This is a genomic window from Acinetobacter sp. L-24 (genome assembly GCF_056857555.1).
This window is the reverse complement of the sequence record NZ_JBSXNI010000042.1, coordinates 42,839-63,943: the sequence shown is the minus strand read 5'-3', so window position 1 is coordinate 63,943 and position 21,105 is coordinate 42,839. Positions and strand designations below refer to the sequence as shown.

General features: G+C 41.3%; 31 protein-coding genes. 2 read left to right on the top strand and 29 right to left on the bottom strand.

From position 1 onward, the window contains the following. Positions 1–41: 41 nt before the first annotated feature. Together AC13CK_RS08945 and AC13CK_RS08940 are read right to left on the bottom strand one after the other, a co-directional pair. Positions 42–461, bottom strand: a complete 420-nt coding sequence (locus AC13CK_RS08945) for a hypothetical protein (protein ID WP_005104391.1) — start codon at positions 459–461, stop codon at positions 42–44. A 55-nt stretch (positions 462–516) separates the two neighbouring features. After that, positions 517–1,077 (bottom strand): hypothetical protein, encoded by a 561-nt coding sequence (locus AC13CK_RS08940; RefSeq protein WP_482831110.1) that lies wholly within the window; start codon positions 1,075–1,077, stop codon positions 517–519. Between the two features lie 500 nt (positions 1,078–1,577). Between AC13CK_RS08940 and AC13CK_RS08935 the strand changes: the two genes are divergently transcribed. Further along, positions 1,578–1,748 carry a hypothetical protein gene (locus AC13CK_RS08935; protein WP_005262212.1) on the top strand — a complete coding sequence of 57 codons (171 nt, stop codon included), beginning with the start codon at positions 1,578–1,580 and terminating at the stop codon, positions 1,746–1,748. A gap of 30 nt (positions 1,749–1,778) precedes the next feature. Here the strand turns inward: AC13CK_RS08935 and AC13CK_RS08930 are convergent, their stop codons facing one another. The 17 genes from AC13CK_RS08930 to AC13CK_RS08850 form a co-directional block, all read right to left on the bottom strand. Next, positions 1,779–2,117 carry a hypothetical protein gene (locus AC13CK_RS08930; protein WP_482831109.1) on the bottom strand — a complete coding sequence of 113 codons (339 nt, stop codon included), beginning with the start codon at positions 2,115–2,117 and terminating at the stop codon, positions 1,779–1,781. A gap of 464 nt (positions 2,118–2,581) precedes the next feature. After that, the gene (locus AC13CK_RS08925; protein WP_004279617.1) at positions 2,582–3,325 is read right to left on the bottom strand and encodes a phage tail tube protein; all 744 of its coding nucleotides are present in this window, start codon (positions 3,323–3,325) and stop codon (positions 2,582–2,584) included. Then, a complete protein-coding gene (locus AC13CK_RS08920) occupies positions 3,325–3,498 on the bottom strand; it encodes a hypothetical protein (protein WP_004893882.1) in 174 nt (57 codons plus the stop codon). The genes AC13CK_RS08925 and AC13CK_RS08920 overlap by 1 nt, the downstream gene beginning before the upstream one ends. A gap of 9 nt (positions 3,499–3,507) precedes the next feature. Beyond that, positions 3,508–3,930, bottom strand: a complete 423-nt coding sequence (locus AC13CK_RS08915; RefSeq protein ID WP_004646451.1) for a phage tail terminator protein — start codon at positions 3,928–3,930, stop codon at positions 3,508–3,510. Then, entirely contained in the window at positions 3,905–4,402 is a 498-nt protein-coding gene (locus AC13CK_RS08910; RefSeq protein ID WP_425878144.1) for a phage virion morphogenesis protein, read from the bottom strand. The genes AC13CK_RS08915 and AC13CK_RS08910 overlap by 26 nt, the downstream gene beginning before the upstream one ends. Positions 4,403–4,409: 7 nt before the next feature. After that, positions 4,410–4,850, bottom strand: coding sequence for a gp436 family protein (locus AC13CK_RS08905; protein WP_482831108.1), 441 nt, complete (start codon positions 4,848–4,850; stop codon positions 4,410–4,412). Between the two features lie 7 nt (positions 4,851–4,857). Then, the gene (locus AC13CK_RS08900; protein ID WP_425878140.1) at positions 4,858–5,217 is read right to left on the bottom strand and encodes a hypothetical protein; all 360 of its coding nucleotides are present in this window, start codon (positions 5,215–5,217) and stop codon (positions 4,858–4,860) included. Between the two features lie 10 nt (positions 5,218–5,227). After that, positions 5,228–6,301 (bottom strand): major capsid protein, encoded by a 1,074-nt coding sequence (locus tag AC13CK_RS08895; protein WP_159137885.1) that lies wholly within the window; start codon positions 6,299–6,301, stop codon positions 5,228–5,230. 3 nt (positions 6,302–6,304) lie between these two features. Continuing rightward, positions 6,305–6,691: a hypothetical protein gene (locus AC13CK_RS08890; RefSeq protein ID WP_180075708.1), complete on the bottom strand. Its 387-nt coding sequence runs from the start codon at positions 6,689–6,691 to the stop codon at positions 6,305–6,307. After that, positions 6,688–7,656 (bottom strand): hypothetical protein, encoded by a 969-nt coding sequence (locus tag AC13CK_RS08885; RefSeq protein ID WP_482831107.1) that lies wholly within the window; start codon positions 7,654–7,656, stop codon positions 6,688–6,690. The genes AC13CK_RS08890 and AC13CK_RS08885 overlap by 4 nt, the downstream gene beginning before the upstream one ends. 55 nt (positions 7,657–7,711) lie before the next feature. Continuing rightward, on the bottom strand, positions 7,712–8,326 hold the full coding sequence (locus AC13CK_RS08880; RefSeq protein ID WP_479732819.1) for a hypothetical protein: 615 nt from the start codon (positions 8,324–8,326) through the stop codon (positions 7,712–7,714). Positions 8,327–8,369: 43 nt separating this feature from the next. Next, positions 8,370–9,575: a phage head morphogenesis protein gene (locus AC13CK_RS08875; protein ID WP_425878134.1), complete on the bottom strand. Its 1,206-nt coding sequence runs from the start codon at positions 9,573–9,575 to the stop codon at positions 8,370–8,372. Between the two features lie 3 nt (positions 9,576–9,578). Continuing rightward, the gene (locus tag AC13CK_RS08870; RefSeq protein WP_313564539.1) at positions 9,579–11,036 is read right to left on the bottom strand and encodes a phage portal protein family protein; all 1,458 of its coding nucleotides are present in this window, start codon (positions 11,034–11,036) and stop codon (positions 9,579–9,581) included. 12 nt (positions 11,037–11,048) lie between these two features. Further along, the gene (locus tag AC13CK_RS08865; RefSeq protein ID WP_482831106.1) at positions 11,049–12,725 is read right to left on the bottom strand and encodes a terminase large subunit; all 1,677 of its coding nucleotides are present in this window, start codon (positions 12,723–12,725) and stop codon (positions 11,049–11,051) included. Continuing rightward, complete coding sequence (locus AC13CK_RS08860) at positions 12,722–13,213, bottom strand: DUF2280 domain-containing protein (RefSeq protein WP_010117574.1); 492 nt, start codon at positions 13,211–13,213, stop codon at positions 12,722–12,724. Before AC13CK_RS08860 ends, AC13CK_RS08865 begins: the two co-directional genes overlap by 4 nt. 46 nt (positions 13,214–13,259) lie before the next feature. Further along, entirely contained in the window at positions 13,260–13,901 is a 642-nt protein-coding gene (locus AC13CK_RS08855; protein ID WP_482831105.1) for a putative metallopeptidase, read from the bottom strand. Beyond that, complete coding sequence (locus AC13CK_RS08850; protein ID WP_482831104.1) at positions 13,861–14,298, bottom strand: hypothetical protein; 438 nt, start codon at positions 14,296–14,298, stop codon at positions 13,861–13,863. Before AC13CK_RS08850 ends, AC13CK_RS08855 begins: the two co-directional genes overlap by 41 nt. 242 nt (positions 14,299–14,540) lie before the next feature. On the opposite strand from AC13CK_RS08850, the gene AC13CK_RS08845 reads away from it, so the two are divergent. Further along, complete coding sequence (locus AC13CK_RS08845) at positions 14,541–14,723, top strand: hypothetical protein (protein ID WP_004646436.1); 183 nt, start codon at positions 14,541–14,543, stop codon at positions 14,721–14,723. 70 nt (positions 14,724–14,793) lie between these two features. Here the strand turns inward: AC13CK_RS08845 and AC13CK_RS08840 are convergent, their stop codons facing one another. The 10 genes from AC13CK_RS08840 to AC13CK_RS08795 all read right to left on the bottom strand — a co-directional run bounded on the left by AC13CK_RS08840 (position 14,794) and on the right by AC13CK_RS08795 (position 20,996). Beyond that, positions 14,794–15,282, bottom strand: coding sequence for a recombination protein NinB (locus tag AC13CK_RS08840; protein WP_482831103.1), 489 nt, complete (start codon positions 15,280–15,282; stop codon positions 14,794–14,796). Positions 15,283–15,316: 34 nt separating this feature from the next. Continuing rightward, positions 15,317–15,649 (bottom strand): hypothetical protein, encoded by a 333-nt coding sequence (locus tag AC13CK_RS08835; RefSeq protein WP_409652735.1) that lies wholly within the window; start codon positions 15,647–15,649, stop codon positions 15,317–15,319. Further along, complete coding sequence (locus AC13CK_RS08830) at positions 15,649–15,924, bottom strand: DUF968 domain-containing protein (protein WP_482831102.1); 276 nt, start codon at positions 15,922–15,924, stop codon at positions 15,649–15,651. The genes AC13CK_RS08835 and AC13CK_RS08830 overlap by 1 nt, the downstream gene beginning before the upstream one ends. A gap of 1,328 nt (positions 15,925–17,252) precedes the next feature. Continuing rightward, positions 17,253–17,477 (bottom strand): hypothetical protein, encoded by a 225-nt coding sequence (locus AC13CK_RS08825; RefSeq protein ID WP_482831101.1) that lies wholly within the window; start codon positions 17,475–17,477, stop codon positions 17,253–17,255. Between the two features lie 150 nt (positions 17,478–17,627). Continuing rightward, positions 17,628–17,864, bottom strand: a complete 237-nt coding sequence (locus AC13CK_RS08820; RefSeq protein ID WP_005262234.1) for a hypothetical protein — start codon at positions 17,862–17,864, stop codon at positions 17,628–17,630. Between the two features lie 338 nt (positions 17,865–18,202). After that, positions 18,203–18,643, bottom strand: a complete 441-nt coding sequence (locus AC13CK_RS08815; RefSeq protein ID WP_482831100.1) for a hypothetical protein — start codon at positions 18,641–18,643, stop codon at positions 18,203–18,205. Next, positions 18,640–19,050 (bottom strand): DUF559 domain-containing protein, encoded by a 411-nt coding sequence (locus AC13CK_RS08810; protein WP_482831099.1) that lies wholly within the window; start codon positions 19,048–19,050, stop codon positions 18,640–18,642. The genes AC13CK_RS08815 and AC13CK_RS08810 overlap by 4 nt, the downstream gene beginning before the upstream one ends. 70 nt (positions 19,051–19,120) lie before the next feature. Then, the gene (locus AC13CK_RS08805) at positions 19,121–19,438 is read right to left on the bottom strand and encodes a hypothetical protein (RefSeq protein WP_004730172.1); all 318 of its coding nucleotides are present in this window, start codon (positions 19,436–19,438) and stop codon (positions 19,121–19,123) included. Then, positions 19,435–20,178: an ATP-binding protein gene (locus AC13CK_RS08800; protein ID WP_180100928.1), complete on the bottom strand. Its 744-nt coding sequence runs from the start codon at positions 20,176–20,178 to the stop codon at positions 19,435–19,437. Before AC13CK_RS08800 ends, AC13CK_RS08805 begins: the two co-directional genes overlap by 4 nt. Beyond that, the gene (locus tag AC13CK_RS08795; RefSeq protein WP_482831098.1) at positions 20,175–20,996 is read right to left on the bottom strand and encodes a replication protein; all 822 of its coding nucleotides are present in this window, start codon (positions 20,994–20,996) and stop codon (positions 20,175–20,177) included. The genes AC13CK_RS08800 and AC13CK_RS08795 overlap by 4 nt, the downstream gene beginning before the upstream one ends. Between the last annotated feature and the right edge of the window lie 109 nt (positions 20,997–21,105).

Here is a 21,105-nt window from a genome sequence, read left to right as displayed (position 1 = left end):
CCCGCCGAAGCGGGTAGAACATTGGGTATAGATATAAGTGTTTAGGATGTTTCCTCTAAGATTGAGCCGCAGTGCTTGCATTTTCTCGCATCAAATCTAATTAGTTCGCGACAATCAGGGCAATTCTTTTGCTCAACTCCATTTTCGTCCAATTTTACAAAATTACCTGCATTATTTGAAAATATATCATTTGCAACTAATTTGGTTTTGCTTGGTATTTTAAAAACTTCTGGCTGTGCTTCTTGTGGGATTGATTGCTGTATTTGTTTAGGCAAAGGTGAATAAAGTCTTATATTTTGACTGCCGCAAGAACCACAAACCTTACCGCCTGATCTACGCCAGATTTCATATATTATCCCTGGAAGCAAGCCAATAAAAAGCAAAACGATAGTTATAACAAAACTACCTTTAGTTTTTGCAGAGCCTACACGTCCACAAACAAGACATTCCACTTTAGCCATTTTCCCTATTCCCTAAATTATTATTTTCCCATCATAACTTTAGGGTGCTACTTGATCAATCAGAAACCATTTCTTTCTTAAATGACTCAAAACCTTTCTTATCAGACTGTGCCACACGTCCGGCAACGGCGTTATTGAAGATTCCCTGCTTATATAGCTTGTTTGCTGCTGTGACGTAGTTCTGGAATGCGCCGTAGGTCATTTCCATGATTGCACTATGCTGATGACCCATTGATACCAGGAACTGGAATGAATCAAACCAGGTGGAGTCATCTTTCTTTTTGATGCCGCGTTTTGGCTTTTCGTATTTGAAGTAAGCCTGATTGATCAGAAGCACCGTTTTAAGTAAATCTTTAAATCCCTGCTCATCAGCAGCAAGTTCCACCAGTGATTCGTCGCCCAGATCAGTGACGCATGCCATGGTCGAAATGACCTGTACACCATGAGCTTTAAATAGCCCTGTCAAAATCTCATCTGAATGATTTTGGTCTTTGATGAAGTTCTTCAATACTTCAGCATGCATTGCCCAGGTGTCAAAGTCTTTCATCTGGATCTGACGCACTTCAATGTCATTGATTTTGATGCTTCGATTTGTTGCTAGGAAAAAATCATTCATGATGGGTCTCTGAGATAAATTTTAGACATTAAAAAAGCACCCGAAGGTGCTTTTCTTTTAACTTTGATAAAGGCTGAATTCTATAAAGTCCAACTACCACCTTGTCCCATCTCATAAACGATGAAAATTAAGGCTACTACCATTAGAATGACAACAATGATTTCTGTTTTTGTTAGCATTTTCGGTGCTCCACTTTTCATTATTCATATGATAAGCAAAGCAAACAATTTATAACATAAAGATTACAAAAAAATTATTGGATGTTACAAAGATTTAGAAGTTAGGGAAGTTTCTTTAGAGTGTAGCTACCTACTGAAGCATTCAAACATTTCGTTAAGCAACTCAACAAAAAGTTTCAACCGAAAAGCATTCTTACGCAAACCTAGAAACCTATAACTTTAGACCTGAATATCTTACATATCCCGACATAGCTGCTACATCCACGATTTAAATCATTCTCTACACTGAAATTAAGTCTTAGAAACGTAGAGGAAATTCAAATGAAAAAGTATTCGAAAATTCTAATCTTAGCTTTAATGGGATTTACCGGTACCGTTGCTATCGCAGCTGACTCGATTCCAATAGAAGCCACTGCTGCAGCTGAAGCGCAACAGGTTGCTTTAGAGTATGGAAATGAAAAAGATCAAAAATCTGAATCATCTGGTGAATAAAAGAAAGCCCTTAATTAAAGGGCTTTTTAATTACTTCCAGCTTGGCGTACAAGCATTCTTCCATGACAACTCAAATTGCTTTTGATCCGTCTGATTTTCTACAAGCACTATATTTTTCTGAAGCACAATGAAACGTTGAAAACCAATATCTTTACCGTCTGCTTCTTTATAGCTTACCTCTCCACACTCTCCTATTTGATTGCGGAACTTAGCTGAATCAGGATTGGGAATGAATTCTTTTGTAGCTTCTTTTGCAAATTCAAGCTGTTCCTTTTTGCTTGTTTCTAAATCAAGAGGCTGACCACTAGATTCCTTGTGTCCACACCCAGCTAAAATCACAATAAAAAAGAATAAGCTTAAATTTTTCATAATATCCCCATGTATTAAGGGCGACACTTTACATTAATTTTCAATCTTATTTAAAGCCTCGGGAGAGTGGATTTGTAAAGTTATGTTTTACTATTTTAAGTCTTTTTAAAATTGACCCTATATAGCCAGGTGAAACTTCCACTTATCAAAAAACCGCCCCAAAGGCGGTTCTTAGCTTACTAACTTACTGACATACAAGATAAATAAAAGTAGAAATAATTATTACGGCTAGGATGGAGACAAATATTTCTATTTTAGTCATAGCAGTTTTATTCTTAACATGAACTGAATATCTTTTATATCCCCATCAGATGAAAATTAGAATAACAAAAGATTACATAATCTTTATTTTTTACTATTTATTAAGTTTCATCTTAAATGTTTTAAGACTTATTACTATAAGGCAGGCACAAAAAAAGACGCATAGCGCCGTGGAGTTCTTTGTGCCTGTATGGTTTATGGGTTTATGCAGCTACGCTAAAACGCTCAATATGACCAAATACACTTAGCTCTTCATCATTAGCTTTAGAGATATCTGCCAGTGCTTCACCTTCAATTGAATAAGATCCGAAGTCCTCATGAATTAGATCAAACTCGGTATCTGGCGAAAATTCGACGCGCCATAAAGTTAAGATCACCTTATCGCCTGTAACAGTATCAATGCCTTTAAACAGCAAGCGATATTCATTACCTAGGTTAGTTGCAATTGTAGTACGTGTCTTAGCACCGGCTTTGGCAGAAAACTTAACTGAACCAACAATAGCTTCATTAAAAATGACTGTGCCGTAAACAGCATCCAGTACATATTTATCTGAAGTGATGGCAACATCCGAGCTGTCTTTAAAATCCACTTCACTTAAATTACGATGTCCTAAGTCAATCATGGCGCCAGCTTCTACAGCACCCAGAGTAATATCAGTCAGCTGAGTTTCAGGGATTTCGATTGATTTGCCACTTAGGACCATTGCTAAGTTTTGCTTTGTTACTTCTTCAAGCGTACCAGAGATAGCCACTGCAGTTTGTTTGCGTAGTACCGCATCCTTAGCACGGAGGCCGGTTTTACTTTCATAGTGATCAGTGGATTCACTAGAGATTGCGATCTGCAATTCCGGTGTATTACCAACGGGCAATAAGGCAGATGGCACACTATTAACCATCTTCGCCAAATGAAGCTCGCCTTGAAGCGAGATTAAATCTGATTTAGCCATTACTTTTCATCCCCTGTGGTTTTCTTGGCTGGAGCAGCGGCTTTAGCTTCAGGTACTTCCTGAATCACACCATCTGCCAGTAATTTTTTAATTTGAGCATCATCCAGCCCGCCGACTACATCACCTTTTTTAAAGCGACCGACAGGCTGAGTTGCCTTGTATTGTTTTGCCATGACTGGCTCCTAAATAAATTTCTGTGATTCAAAAATAATAGTGATGTATGCAAAGCCTGGACTATACCCATCTCGAACTGATATGAAATCTAGTGCAGTACGCGATGCTTGAGGCTGCCAGCCTGACAGAAGTTGAATAACTTTTTCAGTCAAAAGCCCGGCTTCATCACTTACAGCACGTCCATCAGTCATCTGAGATTGAGCATTGCGGCATGCAACCGTAACCGCCCATTGCTGACCGATCTGATTGATACTTCCACGACCCGCACTGGCTTTCTTGTCGATACGAACAAAATTGACATGTGCAGATGGCGTGACTTGTGACATCTCTGTTACGCTGACTGAATTCAACGGCGTATAGATCTTTAGAAATTCAGGAATTTCTTTCAGCTTTTCTGCAATCTCATCACGTACCGCGAAGAAGGTGCTCATCTATAAAACTCCCAACAATATCCAAAACCATGACTTCATCTTCCGCATCAAGACCGAGTTGAGTCCGAGGTGGAATAATGGATTGCTTAACTTTCCGATATTGGCCACCCACTGCAAAGGTGATGTATTGGCCATTCTTGGGTAGGATTGTTGCGCCATAATGCAGATGGGTTGCATACGCAACATCTGTACCCACCTCCACACCGCTTGAAAGAACATTGTGTGTGTAGGAATTCATTAGGCGGCCAGTATCACGTAGCGTTTCGCCACCTTGCAGCTTGGCTCTCCATGAAATCTTCCACGGGTTACCATCCACACCAGTACCGGTTAAGAATCGATGCTGAATACTGTTGACCAGCCCAGCACCAATCTCATCAAACAACTGGCTCTTGAGTGAATCAAAGTCACCTAATTGATTCAGCACCGCTTCAATCGGTGAACTATCTGCCTGAATGGTTATTGCAAAAGCCATAAACACCTCACTTCATGCTGGGCATTTGATCCAGGATAGAATCCCCAAATACACCACCGGTATATGAAGTGCCGACTGGCGCCGTTGAAGGTCGTCCTTTAGGTTGGTCATCCACGATCTGGTTTGTTTCAGGTAACTGAATCTGCAAATGTGCTTTGTTATCAGCCACACGCTTTAAGAATGCAATTGCGTCTTCATAACGCTGTCGCACCTCATCGGTGGGTTGCTGGAAGTAAAGACGATAGCGTGCAATGTCACACGCCATACGCTTTAAATTACTGGGCACATTGGGAAGCGGCAAAGGATAACGACCACCAATATGGCCGTTAATTTCCTCTGTCGCATCTTGAATCGCATCAGTTACTGAGGACTGAGAAGGAAGCATCGTTTTTAGATTTCCAATCTCATCACCAAATCGTGCGACCAAATCTGATTCAGTCGCATACATAGATCACCTATTTGGTTTCATCAGCAGACTTTGGGTCTGCTTTAGGTTTTGCAGCAGGTTTCGCCTTTTCAAGTTCAGCCACTTTTGCCTTTAGCTCAGCAACTTCTTGATCAGCCTTGGCCTTGTCCGCAACTGCTGCCTGATTGGCTTCAGTTAAGGTTTTATTTGCTGCTGTCAGCTCAGCATTGGCCTTTTCAAGTTCAGCCAAGCGTGCGGCCGTGCCATCTGCCTTAGGTTCTTCCGGCTCTTGATATTCTTCAATAGCCCCAGATGCTAAAAGGGCCTGAAGTTGTTTAGCTTCAAGCCCTTTGATTTCCTGACCCGGACGAAAATGTCCGATCGATTGTTTTGCAATGTACTTCGACATGTATTACTCCTTAAACGAATCCGCGACCGCCGACTAAACCATTTTTGTTATTCGGAACAGCAAGTGGAGAAGATTCAGCAAGCAATTGAATGCTTGAAGGGTTCTTTTCTTGCCATTGACCCAAATAGAATTCCAGAGCTTGGCCAAATGCTTCAACATTTTGCAATGCACAATGTGCAATCCATCCATTAGCATCCGAAACAAGACCAAAAAAGTCTTCAGGAATAAAGCGATCAGAGGAGCCGCCCATATTGTGACTCACGTCATAAGTCCAGATTTCAATGTTATCCACTGTGCCACGGAATTGGGGCTTATCAGCTTGATCGAAAGTCGGAGTTAATGGAACACTGATACCAGCATACGGCGCAATGAACTTCTCCTTGAACTCTGGATCCTTGATTAAGGTGTTATATACCTTAGATGTGGTCAAGGCCATGATAGGTGATGTACCTGAGTGCTCGATAGACAAGTCAATCATGGCTTGAATATCTTTCACTGGAGTAGCACCAACCTGTCCCCATTTAATTAATGGTGCGTAGTTACAAGCTGGATTACGCTCATAGTCCACTTCGTACATCGGGAAGTCTGCAGAAGCAAAAGTAGTTTTACCGTAGAGAAGCACATCACGCGCAATTAATAGCTTTCGGTTTTCAATTGACTGACGAAGATATAAAGCCTTTTGAGCCTGATCAATCAGCAATAGATCCGCATCAGACAAACGATTTGAACCGGTGGCAATCACACCAAACTGACGTAAGCGTGCGATAAGAGCAGTGTTCTGCACTTCACTTGGCATCACCGTCATCATTGGTTTCAGATAAGCCGGCTTAACGAATTTCACGTTGCCAGATTCACCCACTTTAATTTGACGACCTGCTGCAGTTGGGGTAACAAACGGCGCAAGTGGAGTCGCTGTATTTAACTCACCAACTGGTACTTCTTTTTTAGTGTATGAAACACGTTGTGGAAAGAAGCGATCCATCAACCAGGTATCAACTTTTTGAGTGGTATCTGTTAACAATACAAGTTGTGGCACATCCAGCAATTCAACCGGTGCATTTTGAAATGTAAAAGTTTGACTCATGTCTTAGTTCCCCACAACTTTACGAAGTTCGATTTTGTTTTTTAATGCTTGTGCGCGTACAGCATCATATTGAGCGGTGGTCAGCGGCGTTCCATTCACTGTTACTACTGCAATATCAAATGCACCCTGTACATAGAGCGGCATTTCAAGATTATTTGCAGCATGGTAAGTAGCTTGCTCTGCTGTGAAATCTGATACAGCAATAGCATTCCAGTCACCCACCACACCCGTGGTAACTGCAGGATGATCAGCCACATTATTGGCACCAACAATTAGCAGATCCCCGCGCTTGTACGCCGTTGCTGTTTTTACTTTGGCATTCTCGGTACGAACACCATCGCCAACCACCAGCTGTTTATTCTCAATAGCGCCTGTTAATACTTGGCTCATGATTTAGCTCCTTGTTGCTGCGCTGCCATAAATTGATTGAATGCCTGATCCAGAGCCGAACCTTGTGGAGCTTGACCACCCTGACCACCGTTCGCCTGGTGATTAAACAAATGCGCAAATGCCGGATTCACACTTGGTGCTTGTTGTGGTTGTTGGCCAGCTGGTGGCTGTGTATGGCCTGCTGAGAATTGACGAAGCTGCTTAGCCGCGAAGGTAAAAACAGAATCATCCATATTGGTATAAGCGGTTTTATCTTCAGCACTAAACTGGGTTTTCAACTCAGTTTCTAGGGCTGCAATTTCATCAGCACGCTTTTGCGCCTTGAATTGCTTAAGTTCAGCCAAGGCATTATCGCGCTCAGTCTCAGCCTGCTTTTGTGCGGCTTGCGCCTGTTCTAATTCGTTCACGTTGGTGTCCTCTTTGGTTGGGTTTGGGTTGGCTTTGCCCGAGAAGGCTTTAATTGATGTATTGCGATCAGCACCGGTGGAACAGATCGTAAATTCACGAATACGGTTTTGACGGAAGATAGTGATTGGACCTTCAAATGATTGACCATTCACAGTGACTGTCTTGCCCTGAGACACTTCTTCGATAGATTCAGGATCAATCATCATCGACATCTGAAACGGGAAACCATCATCAGAGTCCTGAACAATTTCCTGTGCTTTTGCATTCGTGAGAAAGTCACCTGATACGTCGATCTTTCCATTGGTATCTACGGTTTGAACAACACCAATTCGACTTGAACCAAAGTGTTCTTCTAGTAAGGCTGTCGGCTTATCAATCTCAATCCCATCAAGATCAAACACCACACCTGAGCGCCCCCAATACCAGTGACCATCTACCCGCCCACCGGCATAGGCAGTGCCTTTAAATTTCCGCTTCTGCCCTTCTTCAGCTTTAGGCACCTCAATTGCCGAGGCATTGAAGAGATACTTCAGCCTTTCTTCATTTTGATCTGGCATTTTTCATGCTCCATAAAAAACCGCCCCATAAGGAGCGGTTCAAATTGTTTAAGACTTATACCTTGATAGACTCTGCTTCGAATTTTTTAACAAACCGATGAGCAGTTTGATATTTGGACCCTTCAAGCAAAAAGATCAGAGCAACAAGTACTGATAAGATAGGCCATGTAAATATATTGAAAATAACCAAGTATTGCTTTGATTGCATATGACTTTCAAAAATTTCAATAAAGGTATTAATAAATAAGAAAGGTAGAAGCCCAATAGCTGCAAATACAATATAACCCAAAGCAAAAGATGCAACTTTGCTTCTTGAATATGGATGATGGATCTTAATTATCTTTCCATTACCATGACGAACCAATTTGAGCTTATCTTTTACACGGATATACTCATTAATCCATTTTTCCATATCACTGTATTTATAGAAGTATGCAACTTCCAAATAGGTAATTTTCTTAGTTTCTAATAACTGTTGTGCCAATCTATCTTTGACTAAGTGAGATATGTTTGAATCATGGATAGCAGCAAACTTTTCAGCAACCACAACATCCTCCGCAAATTCCTCCTTAGGATGCTTTTTAATTGAATATTTTGAATTTAGAAAAGCAAGAAGTAATGGGACAATTATTGGGATGATAACAGCTAATATTTTGACTAAACTTTCCATATTATCTAAGTATTAAAAAAACATCTTAATCTAATACAGATAGTTAATTCATTAAAGCCTGAATGGTATAAATCATCTGCCCTTCAACCACCTCAATCGAAACCACTTCAAAAGACAATCCCATCGGTATCAAAACGCCGTTGCCAGCATTTAGGATGTCTAGATCAATACCTAGCCCTTGAGCATTCTCAATCTTAATAGCGATACCTGAAGCTGTATCAGCCATCAGCAACGGCGCATTCAATTGAACTGTTTGCCCTACCTGATAAGCCGCTACTTGATTAAGAGTTGCAGCACCTACTACGGTTGAAGCCGCATTGCTCGCCACAGCTTGAATTGCTGCCATGTCGGTACTCAGCCAGCGCTTAAGCACATCATCAGCCAGAGAGCTTGTAGCTGAGTTTAAATAGCTGGTCAGCGCTGAATCATTCCCCTGCACATAATCCAGGAAGGTGCGGATTGCACTCGGTCTAATGCGCGGATCAAGTGGAATAACTGTATTGGCCACCGTGTCGAACAGGTCCCGAGTTTTATCATCTATAGGAGCAAACAGACTAGTGAGCTTTTTACTCGCCGTCCATTCTGCCCTGATGACTTCTTTCTGTTCGAGTAGATATTCTTTATCCAGACTTGAAGTACTGATCTTTTTATCCACCAGTGTTTCAAGTTCACCAAACTGCAGCGGATGAGAACTCCAATCCAATGCCTCAGCAACTTCCGGCAATTGATCTTCAGGTGTAATCCCGTATTTCAATGCCTGCTTCTCGGTTAAGGCAATCACGGTGCAACGACAACGAAAGCCCAAGGGCGGGTAATGTGTCAGCCAGAATGGATCATCTATGTGCCGAACAATCCGGTTCAGAGCCAAATGACTAGGACGTACCCGGCTATCATTGATCGCCGAATACATCAGATATGGTCGTTTAGCTTTGTTTCTTTGTTGCTGTTGCCACCGTCCGTGACCGTACGCACTTTGGATATTGGTACGAAATACATTGTCCAGGTAATGCTTTGGCAGAATGATTTCAGACTCTTCAATCAGCTTCTGAAAATCTTTAAAGGTACCGCCATCGGCAATAGATTTATTGACTGCCTTAATGACCGTCTCAATCTGCTCAAGCCTCGATAGAAAGCTAACCGTAGTAGCCATCTGCCGAGTCTTTAGATCCATCGAATAGAACTCATCAGGCAGCACGATCTTTTTATTGTGAGCGTACCGAAGCGCCTCAAGGAATGTGACTGGTTGCATGGTTTACTTCCCATTCTGAGCTGTCACATACCCCAACACATCCGCAGCATACAAAGCTTGATCTAAATTGGCTGTGAACTGAGTTTGTGTTGCACCAGGTATTAATTGCATCAGGTTATAAGCCAGACTTTCAGGGCTATCAGACTTGAATACCAATTCCTTGACCTTATCCGGTTTCAGTAACTGCAATTCATCCTGACCATCAGTCAGTTCTTCAACTTCCTGCTGTTCTGGCGAGAGCTTATTGGCTGATGCTTTAAAGTTGAATGCTTGGCGAGGTAATGCAGAGAATTGATTGAAGCTGGTAGGAACCTGCTCATTCAAATCCCCTTCCTGTAGACCATACTCGCGAACAAAATATTCTTTAGACAGATTTGCACCCGCATTCTTTAAATGGACATCACGCTCTGCTTGGTCCTTATTCAGTGGTTTTGGTTTCTCACCAAGCATCACTTCATAATCCCCCCAACCGTTTAAAGCGCATAGAGCATTGACCACAGCCTGTAAAGTTGGTGTGACAAGCCTAATATCAGATTTAAGCTTATCCATTCGTACATTTTCATGCACTTGACCAAGACTGTAGCTTCCCTTCCCATCAGTCCCGCTGGTAAGTGTCTGCCCTAGTACAACTTTCTGGATCTGACGAATCAGCTGATTATTAAATGCCTCAAACGCTGCCCCTGCTGAACCGTTTGTTCCTGGTGCGGAAAGAATCTGAACATCATCATCTGCATCAATCGACAATACGCTTTGAGCATGAGCAGTTAACAAGGCTTTGCTCATATCATCAGTTTCAGTATCTTTGCACTTACCCAGTAAGATTGGTGTTCCAAAACGTTCGAGGAATTTCGCCCAGAATTTGAAGCCATTCTGCTTAAAGAAGAATAACCAATACAGCGTGGCTAATAGCGCTTTACCATATGGCTGTTCGTATGTGGCTTTACGGCGTGTTAAGAAGAATTTGAATGCTTGATCTACCTCATGCTCTGCATTGTTTCCATCCTGACGATAGATTAGCCGACCATCATTCTTAGGCTCAAACCATTGCATCGGTTTTTCACCAATCCATTGCAAACCAATATAACCTTCCGACTTTAGCTCATATACAGCTTCCTGAACCGAGTACCCGAAGAACAGTGCACTCATGGCAGCAGTCGCAATTTCATGGAACCATTCTTTCAGGATGAGATTCAGCTTTTCCGCTTCATCCGTATCATTTGGTTCAATTCGCAATGGCGTTGCTAAAAGTGCATCAATCCGTGTTTCAACTACTTGTGCAATCTCGTCATCATCAAGCAGTACACGCAATCTGTGGCGTGTAATTCCAGCTTTGCGCAGCACTTCATCGGTATCTGGTTGCTTGCCAAAGTTCACCAGAAACTGAGTGACTGCTTCTTGAGTGTATAAATTGCCGTAAGACAAAGCCTTCTTTGACGCTTTGTCCTTTTTAGACTTTGCCATGTTTTTTCCTTATCAATAGGTTCGAGTACCTGCACCTGCAGGTTTTTTCCGTTTTCGCTCACGGATATCACTAAAGCAAATCATGATGCTGTCTGCTCGGTTTGGAGATAAGGCCCCGTCCGGTTGCTTATTGACTAAGATTTTGCCTGCACCATTCTTTGTATAAGTGGGTTGCGATAACTCTCGCTTGAGCTGTTCAAGCTCCTGCTTGTTTATGTCTTTGGTAGAGAGCGAAATAAGATTGTCTAGATCATATTGCATACCCTGTAAGGCTCGATAAGTATTCTGAAATCTTATGCGTAGTGACCACCACATCTGAGCTTTAAGATTGGCAAAGAAGTCTACGTTTTTACGCGCCTCAACCATTTCCTGCTCAGGGTTATGAACTGCACCTGAGCCACGGAATGGATTGGCCTCGATCTCCGGTATCCCTTTAGATCGATTCTGCTCATTAATGACTCGAGCATCACCACGGACACCAGCACCAAGACCGTCAGCATCGTAGTAAAAGGAGTTCAAACGTAAATCAAGGCAAGCATCAATTGCTTTCTGAGTTGTGCCAAAGATGTCATCACCAACGCCTGACCAGGTATCCAAATACTGCAGTACGATGCCATGACGTGCAGCAAAGGAGTTCTTATCCTTACCCTCATCTGCCACATCAAGAGCACCCATACGTTCGCCTGAAGGCTGAATATCTAAATGGAGATGAGCATCGACTGCAGCCTGCACCCATGCTGATGGAATCAATACACCTTCTACTGACGCGGCATAATCAATATCAACTTCTTGAGCTAAAACGATGTCATCAAGTGTGGCCAATTGTTTTTCATACCAGGGATGAATTAGCTTGCCATTAAATTCGACCTGCCAGTTCTTATCTGGGTTATCACGCCATGCCATCGTAAAAACGGCGTAACGACCACTAAAACGATCCTGGTGAAACTTGTCCCCAATACCGTTTGGTGTAGATCCCTTGATATGTACGTTTGTGTTTTGAGAAATGGCAGCATCAACAGCTTCTTGCCGCTCTACGAATGCCCATTCATCCAGAAAGTACATTGTGGTACGACCACCACGGCCAATATTGTCACCAGCCTCACCCGTAACCGTTGCGCCGTTGTCCGGGTTGATGATTCGCATGTAGTTGTCATGCACTTTCTCGACAAAGCCTTTAGGTTTCATCCAGTCTGGCAGCTTGGAAAACATATCCCTAAATTTGTGCAGTAACGTTTTCGGATCGCCTTTTTTATCAACCAGATCTTCTTTACGACTACCGACGCCACCAGCAAAGCCTTCAACGAATAACCACCGGTGCAAATAAAAGCCCAAGACTACATAGCTCATCCCTTCGTCACGACTTTTTTCAATTAAACCGTGTGTCTGGGTACCTTCACGTTCAATCAGCCAATCAACGAGTTCAACCTGACCAGGACGCAAAACAAAAGGAATATTCGCAGGCAGTCCAAAAGGCATGCCCCGTGGATCGTAAGTCCATACCCAGTGATTAAACCAATGAGCCGGATCATTCTTACATCTGTAGATTTCAGCCTCTCGACTTAGTTTATTCTGCTCTATCAGCATCCGGTAGTAATAACGCCGTTTCATTTCTTCAATGATTTCAGGCAGACGTGTATTGATCGTCCACTCTTTAATTAGTGGCGCTATATCTTCGATTGCATAAGTCATAACTTGCCATTAATTGCTAAACGCGAAAGCTCTTGAGCGGATAGTCCGTTAAGCTCATCTGGTGTGAATTGATGCGTTGATTTGGTTTCTTGTTGAATTGGCCCGCCGTCTGGACCAGTGATTTCCTGCTTTGTCACACGGCCATCTGTTTCTTGGAATGCCTGTTTCAGCAGATTTTGTTTTGCCCGTTTATTTTTTCCAGAATCCTCATACATCTTCTGAAGCTCACGTAAACGAAACGCCTTGTTAGCAATCGCAATATCATCAATATTTTCACGAAACTCTTTGCGAGTTTGCTCAAATAAATCCTTTAATTTTTTACTGAGATTACGACCTGCATATTTTGTCGGGTCATAACTGTGACATTGTTTTCGATCAATCTTGATCTTATATATTTCTTCTACCGCGTCTGCTACTTGTTGAGGGGTTTCAAAGCAAGCAAGAGACTGAACTATAAACATTTTTACAGGCTCTTTTAATGCTGCCATAAACACCTCTTTGTCGTTCTACGTCGTACAAGACAGGCAAAAAAATTTAACCAATCACACAGTTCCCACAACACGCAGCCATACTTGCCTCTGATACAAACGGCGCATTCTTGGCAATTTCCAAAAGTCGTTTGACAGACTCGTCTGCACCCCATCGTTTAACTTCACCAAAGAACACTTCAACATCATGGCCAGCCAAGTAATGCTTAGGCAATCCAGTCATATCGCTATAAATAATTTCACCATCTTCATCGCGCTCAACCCCAATGTGATACAGCTCATGCTCAATCAACCGGCAGAATTCACGATCTGAAGCCTGTTCACAGAATGCAGCATCCACAGTGATCAGGTACTGAGGTACAAAGCCGTACCAATCACGCATTTGCTGTTCTTGACGTGCTTTCTTCCAGCCACCTTGGTTAAACATGACCTTTTCACATTGGCCCAGCACCATACGTTTTTTCGCTACGGCGGCAGATGATGCCCATGCGAATGCAAGGAACTCTTCATTGTCATGGAGTAGTTCAGCAATATGATCATGATCCGGGTTATGTAACTCACCACCTAAAGTAAGCCAGTTATTCATGACCCACTCTTTAAGCTCTGGTGCAGGTGCTAATCGGATTGCTTCCTCTTCCTCAGCCTGATCAATCAGATCCGACGGCGGGAATGGTCTGAACTGTTCCATCTTCTAATCTCTCTAACTGACTTCGAATCCAGTTAATTGCATAACCCGATTCAATCTGATGAGGTTCAAGGCGCACAAATGTATAACCTTGATCTTCAGCAAGATCATACTTATTAAATGAATTCGCTATCTTTTTCCCACCACGACCAACCGCCCATGGACTGCCCACAATTTCTATAAGAAGGTTCAGCTTCACAATATAAAAATCAAACCGCCAATTTTTGGTTGATTCAAATTGAAACTTTCGACGATAACCAATGGCATGTTCTTCTAATTCTTGAAATAGGGTTTCTTCTGCTTCTAAGTATTTTTCTTTGGCTTTCGGTAGTGGCTTATTGCGGGGTTTGGTTTTGATTGGACGCTTCTTGGTTTTCCAGAAATATTCTTTTTCGTCCATATACACCCCTTGTATCAGCAATGTATCGAGAAGATATAAATTAAATACCTTGACTATTTAAATAGTGATACAGATCAATCTGGCGACCGGTTTATTATAAAAACCTTTGAAATATAAATAAGATATAAACATTTAAATCCTACATATATCTACACTTATCCCTCCAAATCATCCCATTGTAAGTGCTACTAGTATGTCACTCTGAATAGGTCGAATCTTCGGCAACAAAAATTGAGAAAACTATGTTAGTTAATACAAATACCGCTCAAAAAGCTTCTTTCAATCAATTTTCAAATAATGCTACTGAAAACAAGCCTAAATCAGAAAACCATACACAGAAGCCTACACAAGATAAACCCAATCAAAATGATACAACCTCCACTAAAGAGCAAGATGATCAAAAAGAAAATACAGATAAAAAGTAAATCATCGCTCAATCTTTTGATTAGTAAGAAAAGCCTATCTACCTGATGGGCTTTTTGAAATTTGAAATATCTATTCTACACAACACCACTTCAAATCATCCGGCACAGTCAAATGCACATGCAACTGAGTCACAGCAAAGTCATGCACGTAATTCAAATACTCGGTCATCTGCTTAACGCTTAATTTGGTTGTACTGCAAAGTCTTATCACTTGCTCTGCAATCACTCTGTATTCTTCACATTCATTCTGCTTAAGCATTGCAATCGCATTACAGGTCTCAGCAAACTCTTGATCATCACGACGATAGATATAAATCAGAAAGCGCTTCTTAAACTCATAATGGAGTGAATCTTTATCCTGACCAGTCTTTTTCTCTATTTGACCTAACCACATCCACATGAGCCTATTCTGTGCAGTTGACCTATCATCCTGTTTCCGATCAATCACCACCCTTAACGGCTTACCCTCATTAATCGCCTGGGTGTAGTTCGTATGCATGTAGTTAATGGCTTTGGTGATGTCGGCATGACTCTGGATAGGAAACACGGCTTTTTGCATTTCCTATCTCCTAAAACTTCGTACGATAATATTTTCAATTACTTAGCTTTGGCATGACACTGATATCTAAAGCAGCACCACTACCAACTATAACCAGCCAAGCCAATCGACCATGAGGTTTGATCTCTGGATCCTGCTGGTATATTCCCGTGCCAAACTCTTGGCCAGTTAGCAAATTACAACGATCAGCTATCAACTTGATCAAATCTTCCGGTTCAATTGCTTGATCTGTCCACGGGATGGCAACTAAATCAAAATCAAGATTCATAGTGCCGTGAACTGTTAGTGCATAGCCGTTGTTTCTGGCAATGTCGCACAAACCACAATACATGGATGCAAATACTGGTGAAAACGTAGCTTGCTTCATCAAAACACCTCTTTATCTTCCATCGCCAACATCCGATCCACTTTCACCAACCACTGATCAAACATCGCTTCACTCTCTGCCCGATTACCCAATTCAAAACGATCGAATGCAGCATGGCATTTAAAACAAAGTGGAATTGTGAACCGGTCAGAACTTTTGATCGATCTACCCTTACCATGCTTGGCTGAATTACTGTGAGCCGCTTGTGAGTTTGGATTGCCGCATCGAATACATGGCAGCTTTCTGATTGCCGCTAATCGCTTTGAATCACGCATACAATGCTTCACGTAAATTCTTAATGCGCTCTTTTAGCTTAATCATGATGCCGTCAATCGTTAGCATCTCTGACCGCGTCAATCCCGATCTACTAAGATTCTGATACTTAGACAGCTCAGCACTGCAAAATTCTAAGTCTTGTTTCGCTTGTACTTTGTCTGTCATGTAATCACCAATAAGAAAAGAAAAACCCCTCAACATCTAGAATGCGAGGGGCTTTGTTTGCCGTAATACGTTCGGCGAATTTTAGTCAAAAAAAACCCACATCATTGGGGTCGATGTGGGCGAAACTTGAAATCCAAAATGTGGAGATTTTGAATAATCGGTAAGATAATATGTATTATATTTGAGATCTAACTCGTTTTAAAAATAAACTGTTAATTACCAAGTGATTTTAACGATTAAAGTGAATTAAGTCACTTTATTTCTTTCATACAATCACGACATACCTTGATTTCTTCATCATCAACCGTGTAATCGATCTCAGTCGCACCATGCAGGCCGAATAAACACATCAGTAATCTAAGCATGATTTACTCCTGGACAATCAAGCAATCATGTCGCAAGAAATGTCAGTTATTTTCACTTATAAAACATAAATTTATAATATTCATTACTGAAATAATGTCATTAACTTTGTCGAACTAAGCAAGATTCCTTCCTGGTTAATCAAGCATTTTAACTTGGTGTGATTACACTAGTATTTCTCAGGGCAATAAAAAAGCCCTTTTCGCAGGGCCAAACGCTACTCACAATCACACACACCTAACATGCACGGTCTGCTTTACTTGCTTTCAATCCTCTTTAGGTCGGGACGCTACTCCCTAGTCTGAATTCCCGAAGGAAGTTTACTCGATGGCATGTTCCACTGGTCAGCACTCCAGTAGGCTTGGGTCGCCTTTTTACAGGCAATAAAAAGCCCACTTACTCGTCAAATAAGTGGGCCAGTGCTGTAGTCACTTTCTTCGTATTGCATCTTCTTCTTATCGCAAAAACAATATAGCACCAAGGCTTCGATAAGAAAGTATAGAGAATATTAAGAAACTGTTTTCAAATGTAGAGTTTAAGTTGCTTTTCTTTTCATGTAATAAATTTTAAGCAATAAAAAAGCCCACCTTTCGATGAGCTTCTTTTTAATCTATTAATAACTTACTTAAGTGATTATTCATATATGCCAAGTATAATTTTCGATCTTTGTAATCAGGTATTTCAAAAACCCAAAATACATAATTCTTAGATCTAAACGGCTTTGTTGCACAAAGATTTCATAACTATATGATTTTAAAAGTTTTGATTATTTTTTGATCCAAAATTAAATTTATTTAAATCAGATGCTTACATATTTATGCAACAAAGCCGATCTAAACTTAAATTTTATATTCGCAGCTTTAACTTCAACAATTGCATCCTCATTCCGTATTTCAGCAAATAGCTCTAAAATTGAGGCAAGGAATCTAAGTTTATTAACTGCTTCATATTTCGACGGTCTATATAGTTTTAGTGCTTCAGCATATATAAGCTCACACCATCCATACCCATCTTCATCATCCATTCGCTCTCATTTGATTATTTAAAATAGATAACGGAGTCGACTTATAGCATAGTGGATACTATTAAACTGCTTTTTAGCTAAATATAAAAATAACAATATTTTAAATAACAAAAAGCCCACCATTTGGCGAGCTTTCCTTGATGCTTAAACCTATTTTTGACATTTCACGTTAAACTGGTATTCGTCTTGAGTGACCTTAATTTTAATATTTTTATATTTTCGTTTGTTTGGATCCATTGCCGAGCCAGCCACTTCCTCAAAAAAGCTGCGATCATTCATTAGCTCGCCATACGCTTTATAGCCTAATAAAATCTTTTCAGGCTTTTTGCCTTCAGCCACTAATTTACCGAGAGTATCTTCTAGTTTTTTAACAGTTAAAATCGCCATTTCAATTAGAGCTCAAAAACAAAAAGGCATTATCACTTAATTTTATGAATAAATAATGTCAAAAAAGCCCGCCACTTGGCGAGCTTTATTAACTTAGTGCATCACGTACACTTCGGTCACTATAACAGAAATATGCCATATCTCGTTTAAACGGTCAATTACTTTTGAGTGGGTATTGATTGCCTATATGAAATGATGGCTTCGAACTTGTTATATGTATCATTTCTGAATACCTGAAATTGCAGAAGTTCTCCTTCATAATCTTTAATAAATTTATTAATATTATTTTCAATTTCTAACAAATCTTTGCCCTCTATAGCCTTTACCAAATTCATCTCTCATTCCATTCTTAAAAAATTATATTTACCAGCAAGATAGAATCTAGCACACCCCACTACGATATTCACTTGACCTTTTGACTGGTTTGTAATCATTGCTACCGCACTTAAGCTACGATTCTCTACCTTATGCTTGACCAAACACATCACGGCATACTTGGCCGCATAATCCACCGCATCAGATCTAAAAATACCTCTTAGCAACTCCTGTATTTGATCTGCTTCGAAGTCACTGATCTCGCACTTGATATAGCATTTAGAGTTACGCGGAGTTTTATCAGCCTCACGGATCAACCAATAAATTTGATTTACATGTAACCCATCTGGCAAATCTCCGCCCTTCATCCGAACGGTTTCACACCATGCCCCAAACTGTTCCAACCACCCATCAATGTTGTACTTCGCCCAATCCATTACTTTTGCCTTTACCGCTGCATTCATCCTAAATCCCCTACCATCTTCTCTATCTGCTGGATCGCGTGACCTGACTTCACTTGATCTGTACTAAACCGTATTACCTGAAAACCCATCATTGTTGCTGCGTTATATTTTTCTAGATCACCTAAGTACCCTTTACCCCTTGTATGCCTGCCACCGGTCCAGATCCCACCTTCAACCTCAACTAATATCTTTTTGTCTATCAAGTGAAAATCTGCTTTCCACTTACGATCCGGGTGAAATTTAAATTCCTGCTCAAAATCTATTTTTAAAGTCTTTAATTCTCTGGCCAGCTTTGCTTCAAACTCATTCGGTATCTTTTCACTTTTAACCTTAGGACGCTTGGAGCGCCCTTTCGGTCTGGTGGCCTTAACCATCTTTTTGTATTCAGCGATTGAGTAGCTGGTCATTCACACCACATCCACAAAACGACGGCGCCAATTGCCATGAAAATAAACATCAATGTTTTGTTTAGATCCTTCATACGGCAATTTCACCCTTTACATTCATAATGTCTTTGGCATATGCAGTTGCACGGTAATGACTCTCTGATACACGCTCCAAATAACCACCTTTGACATGCTCCTGAAGCAGGCTGTAAATAGTGGTTCTATGGAAATCAAAAACAGCTTCTTGCACGTCCTTCACTGAAAATGGCGTAGTGGCATAACAAGCAAAAAGCATCAAACTTATCTGATCTTCAAAGCTAACTTTCCTGTGGATTTTTGACTGATCATCAGAATCAATTTGCTTAATCTCGCCACCATTTTTCAAAAATTCTTCAATTGTTGTATTCACACCCCACCCCCTACACGCTGATCTGCCCAATTACATTCCACCAAGGTTAGGCCACCCTGTTGAAAACGAGACCAAAGACGATCGCCTAAATCCTTTTGCAGCTCAGCTAATGTCAGATTAGAAATCAGCATGGTCGGCTTCATGCGGTCATAACGTGCATACAGGACTTTGTGCACCAACTCCCGACGTTTATCACGGTCATGCAATCCATATTCATCCAGGATCAACAGGTCGTACTGGCTGAAATCATAAATCACAGATTTTTCTGTAGCGTCCGGCTGCTCCCATGCGTTCATGATTCGCTGTGCCAGATCTTCGCTGGTGATGTACCGTGCATACTTGCCTTTGTTGAGCAATGTTCGAGCCGTAGCGCAGCTGAGATGAGTTTTTCCTGTACCAGTAGGTCCAACCATCACAAAATTGTTTCTGTGGCCGCTGATCATGTTCTTGGCAAAGGAAACAACCTGATTCAGTGCGTTCTGGTGTCCAGCGTGTTGAACGTTGTAATTCTTAAAACCTGATGTTGCATGGCGCTCTGGAAGCATTGCCCCTGCAAAGTGTTTTTCACGTACGGTACGATCAATTTCAGCTTGTGCATTGCGCTTTTGCTCTTCCAGAAACTCTACGGCGCATTGTGGGCATTTGTGATATGGACCGGCTTGAACCATCGCTATTTTGTGTTTCGAGCAGATCGCTTGTGTTTGTTTTAATCCCTGAGTCAGCATCGACATTGCGTTCATACAAAGTCCTCCGGGATCTGCACTGATGAATTCACTGGTGCGTGATGTTGCGATGCTTGGTCTGCCCAAGCTGTATTCACATCCAGATTAGAATTTTGTTTTTCAGAAGGTTGATACGTTTTTTGAGTGTATTTACGTTTGATCCACTTCACGAAGTTTGAATACATTTGGGTGTCTGTGATCAAGCCTGCGTTCAAACGTGGTTCGTAGTGAGCATTCACTTCAAGTAAAATCTGATTCACCAGTTCTTGGGTCATCGGGGTTTCACCTGATCGCTGTAACCAAGAATTCAGAGAATGTAAATCTGGTGTCCAGAGATTCAATACCTGATCAACTGAATTTTCCTGCGCGTTTTTCTCTTTAAAGTTTTCTTTAAATGTTTCTTTAAGTGTTTCTTTAATAGTGCCCCGTTCAACGGTACTGGTCCCGTCACCTTTCGCGGTACTAGTCCCGTCCCGTTTGGTGGTACTAGTCCCATCACCTTTAAGGGTACTACCCTCATTTGGTACTAGTCCCTTTTCGCGGTACTGGTCAGGAGTGAATTGATATTCACTTAGACAGCCTGTTGTTCTCTCAACTTTGATCAAGCCAAGTTCTTCCAGATCACGAATACATGACATAACCGTATCGCGTTTTTTGATACCGCAATATTTTTGAAATTGAGTGATGGCGATTGGGTGAGATACGCGGTCAAATCCAATGGTTTGACGCATGACAAACATTAAACACTTAAACGCCTTATCGTTTAACTGGGCCATGATCTGACCATCAATTAAACCATTTGGCATCTTGGTGTAGCGCTCTTCTTTATTCGACATAGCTTTGCGCTCATTTTTTGGAAAATGAACTACTTGCCCTTGAGGTATTGGTGGTTCATGTGCTAAATTTGATTTCATATTCATTGGTTCCGATAATTAATGAATTGAA